This is a genomic window from Sphingomonas sp. FUKUSWIS1 (assembly GCF_000733135.1).
GTDB classification, from domain to species: Bacteria; Pseudomonadota; Alphaproteobacteria; order Sphingomonadales; family Sphingomonadaceae; genus Sphingomonas; species Sphingomonas aerolata.
Genome location: NZ_JPJC01000052.1, coordinates 1 through 2,479 on the forward strand (window position 1 = coordinate 1; position 2,479 = coordinate 2,479).

3 protein-coding genes and 1 pseudogene are annotated in these 2,479 nt (G+C 69.8%); 2 read left to right on the plus strand and 2 right to left on the minus strand.

Translation table 11 applies throughout. The annotated features are described in order from the left end of the window. Together sphsw_RS19215 and sphsw_RS04385 are read right to left on the minus strand one after the other, a co-directional pair. Positions 1 to 263, minus strand: a pseudogene (locus sphsw_RS19215) (hypothetical protein); the annotation flags it as partial. Further along, complete coding sequence (locus sphsw_RS04385; protein ID WP_031439545.1) at positions 260 to 1,348, minus strand: ABC transporter substrate-binding protein; 1,089 nt, start codon at positions 1,346 to 1,348, stop codon at positions 260 to 262. The pseudogene sphsw_RS19215 and the gene sphsw_RS04385, both read right to left, overlap by 4 nt. Before the next feature lie 113 nt (positions 1,349 to 1,461). Here sphsw_RS04385 and sphsw_RS04390 point away from each other — a divergent pair, with 113 nt between their 5' ends. Further along, the gene (locus tag sphsw_RS04390) at positions 1,462 to 2,127 is read left to right on the plus strand and encodes a response regulator transcription factor (RefSeq protein WP_031439546.1); all 666 of its coding nucleotides are present in this window, start codon (positions 1,462 to 1,464) and stop codon (positions 2,125 to 2,127) included. Further along, positions 2,117 to 2,479, plus strand: a 363-nt coding sequence (locus sphsw_RS04395; RefSeq protein ID WP_031439547.1) for a sensor histidine kinase N-terminal domain-containing protein, incomplete at its 3' end; no start/stop codon positions are given. The genes sphsw_RS04390 and sphsw_RS04395, both read left to right, overlap by 11 nt.

Consider the following 2,479-nt stretch of genomic DNA (forward strand, 5'->3'; position numbering starts at 1 on the left):
CGGGGCTCGCCCGTCTGCGCGAGCTGCGGCTGCGGCGCAGCCCCGGTTTGCTGGACAGGTGCCGCCGGCGCAGCCGCCTGCGCGACGACCGCGTTGGTCTCGAGCCGGTCGAGCCGGGACTTGAGCGTGGCAATCTCGGCCGCCTGCGCGCGGACCAGTGCGGCGAGGTCGGCGTCGCCGGGCGCCGGTGCCCCGGTCTGGGCGAGCGCGGGTGTCGCGATGATCAGCGCGACGAGAGCGCAGCCGGTACGAAATGGGGTCATCGGGAAGAGGCTCCGTTGGCAAGAAGGGCGGTCCAGTCGCGCAGGAAGCGCTGGCGCTTGAGATGATCGAGCGTGACGAGAAGCTGCGGTCCGACCCGGATCGGTCGGGCCTGCGCAGCGGGAAGGCGGCGCGCGGGCACGTCGGTGCGGACCGGCCAGAGGCTGCGCTTTGCGAGCAGCGACTGGCCCTCGCGCGACAGCAGGAAGTCGAGGAACAGCTTGGCGGCCGCCGGGTGCGCGGCTTCGCGCGCGATGAACGCGATCCGCGACGTGACGATCGTATAGTCCTTGAGAAACGCGACGCCGATCCGCGGATCGGTGCTCGCGCGCTCGAGCGCATAGGAGCCGATGACGTTGTAGGCGATCGCCTGCCGGCCCTCGGCGACGCCGCGCAGCATCGGCTCGCTGGTCCGCGACAGGACCGGCTTGGTCGCCGCGATCGCCTCCAGCAACGACCGCGTGTCGCGCGTGATCGCCATATCCTCCGACAGATAGAGATAGCCGACATTCGAGCGTGACGGATCGAAGGTCGTCACGCGCCCGGTCAGCGCGGTGCGCTGCGTCCGCAGCAGCGCCTCCAGTTCGGCATGCGTCCGCGGCACGCGCGCCGGCGGCAGCAGCCGCTTGTTGTAGACGATCCCGATCGGCTCGGCAGTGACGCCGAAGCCCATGTTCTTCCAGACCGAGACGGCGGGCAGCGCGGGCTTTTCGGGGCTGGCATAGCTTTGCGCGAAACCGTCGTTGATCAGCTTGACCTGCAGATCCATCGCCGACGACCAGACCAGATCGGCGGACAGGCGCCGCGCGCGCGTCTCGGCGACGAAGCGGCGATACATTTCGGTCGATCCGAGATCGGCGTAGAGGACGGTGATGCCGGGATAGCGTTTGCGAAACGCGGCGACCACCGGCAGCAGCTCGGCGCGATCGGCATTGCCATAGATCCGGACCTGCCGCTCGGCGCGTGCGCTTTCGATCAGCGTGTCATAGGAGCGGGGATAGCCCGCCGGACGCTGCGCCGACACCGCGGTCGCCGCGAACCCGGTCAGCGTGGCCAGCAATCCGATCGTGAAAACCATTCGTGCCATCGTCACCTCTCCTCGCCTTCCGTCTCTGTGTTCGGATAGGCAGTAGCGGTGGAATACGAATCGAAGCTGTCACCAACCTTTCACGCCCTTTTGAATCAACGAGGTAAGCCGATTTGCGCATTCTGCTGATCGAGGACGACGCCGCTCTCGCGCGCAGCATCGCGGCATTGCTGCGGGCGGGCGGCAATGCGGTCGATCATGTCGCGAGCGGCGAGGAGGCTCTCGGCATCGTCGCGGGCGAGCCCTATGCGCTGGTCATCCTCGATGTCGGGCTGCCCGGGATCGACGGTTTCGCGGTGCTCGAGACGCTGCGGCGACGCGGCGAGCGCGTGCCCGTGCTGATGCTGACCGCACGCGATGCGCTGGACGACCGCGTGCGCGGGCTCGATCTCGGCGCCGACGACTATCTGCGCAAGCCGTTCGACCCCGAGGAGCTCGAGGCGCGGGTCCGCGCGCTGGGACGACGGCGCGGCGGCGACCCGCTCCCGGTGCTGAGCGTGGGGAGTTTGACGATGAACCGCTCGACGGGCGATGCGGATATCGCCGGCCGGGTCCTCGATCTGCGCCGTCGCGAACGCGCGGTGCTCGAGGCGCTGGCGATGCGCGCGGGCCGCGTCGTACCGCGCGAGCTGCTGATCGGTGAGGTGTTCGGGTTCGACGAACCCGTCGGCGGCAACGCGATCGAGGTCCATGTCACACGGTTGCGGACCAAGCTTGCCCCCGACGGGCCGGGGATCCGCACCGTCCGCGGCGTCGGCTATATGCTCGATGCCGGCTGAGGCGCGTGCCCCGGCGCTGCGGACGCGCCTGCTGGTGGCGGTGCTCGGCCCGCTGCTCGCTGCGGCAATCCTGATCGGCGTGGTGGGCGCGACGCTGATCACCGATGTCGTTCGGCGCACCAGCGACCGCGTCCTCGGGGGCGCGCTCGGCGCGATCGCGGAGACCGTGCAGGTCGAGCGCGGCGAGGTCACGCTCGACCTGCCCGCCGCCGCGTTCGGGATGCTCGAGAACGCCGAACGCGACAATGTCTACTACCGCATCGCGGTCGGCGGGGACCTGCTCACCGGCTATGCCGACCTGCCCGCACCCGATCCCGCCGCGCTCGCGGTCGATGTGCCCGCCTACCGCTTT

Bases quoted from the DNA above. Each gene is read 5' to 3' on its own strand.
- sphsw_RS04385 (WP_031439545.1), bottom strand. From the start codon at position 1,348: ATGGCACGAATGGTTTTCACGATCGGATTGCTGGCCACGCTGACCGGG.